This window comes from Rhizobium sp. P1_B8, from assembly GCF_056406515.1.
On the sequence record NZ_JBFTZZ010000082.1, the window covers coordinates 1 to 989 of the forward strand.

2 protein-coding genes are annotated in these 989 nt (G+C 57.3%); both read right to left on the bottom strand.

The genetic code is table 11. The features are described 5' to 3' along the window. A partial coding sequence (locus AC1D2N_RS36200) for a glutathione S-transferase family protein (RefSeq protein ID WP_477983026.1) occupies window positions 1-477 on the bottom strand: 477 nt, incomplete at its 3' end. Further along, the gene (locus AC1D2N_RS36205) at window positions 470-955 is read right to left on the bottom strand and encodes an SRPBCC family protein (protein WP_477983028.1); all 486 of its coding nucleotides are present in this window, start codon (window positions 953-955) and stop codon (window positions 470-472) included. The genes AC1D2N_RS36205 and AC1D2N_RS36200, both read right to left, overlap by 8 nt. Window positions 956-989: the final 34 nt, after the last annotated feature.

The window sequence follows — 989 nt, forward strand, 5'->3', positions numbered from 1 at the left end:
TGTCTTCCCGACGGCGACGCTGTTCTTGGCCAAATGATCGTCGAGCACGCGACCATGGAGTCGAAAACTCGTCTTCGCATCTTCGATCACGGCGACGTCAGGCTCCCCGCCGAACAACGGCTTGATCAAGGTTTCAAACCACAGCGTTGCACCGTGCCGGGTGAAATGACTGGCATCCCAACTCAACCAGCGCAGCACGTCGATCTGCCGGTGGTCATGCGGCCARAAATCCGATGCGACGCTGTCAGACAGCCTGCACATGATGGCGTTCGCTTCCCATAAAGTTCCGGCATCATCCTGCAGCACCGGGACTTTCCCGTTCGGGTTAAGCGCCAGGAATTTTGSRSTGCGCTGTTCTCCGCTTGCCAGGTCAACCCTGACGAACTCGACGTCGGCTTTAAGAAAACGGGCAGCGGCGCAGGCCTTCCGCGGATTGAGCGTCTCGCAATAATAGAGCTTCATCGCCGCCTTAGACATGATCCGGCCCTTCGGATTCAGYCCCGAGAAAGACGCTCAATCGCTCGAGACTTTGGGACCAGCCGGCTTCATGMCCCTTAAGTGACGATGCGCTATCAAATCCACTCTGCCGAAAAGTCATTTCCGTACCTCCGTCGCTTTCCCTGAACGTGATGGTGACGACTGTTTCCGGGCTRTTTTCGCCGKTTGCGAGTTCCCAGGCATGTGTGAAGACAAGCCTGTGCGGCGGCTCGACCTCCAGATATTTTCCGCCGACCCAATGCTCTTCTCCATCTGGCGCGATCAGACAGGCGCGGTGTCTACCGCCGGKCCAGGCTTCAAGTCGGTCGCCSACCGCCTTGAAACCGTGAGGACCGCACCACTGTGCKAACGCTTTCGGGTCGGTCCATGCCCTGAAAACCAGATCGCATGGGGCATCAAACCTTCGTACAAGAACCAGGTCGCGGGCGTTGTCGGTGTCGGTCTCTGGATTAGTCATTTTCGTATCCTTGTACCTTGGACAGATAGTCATC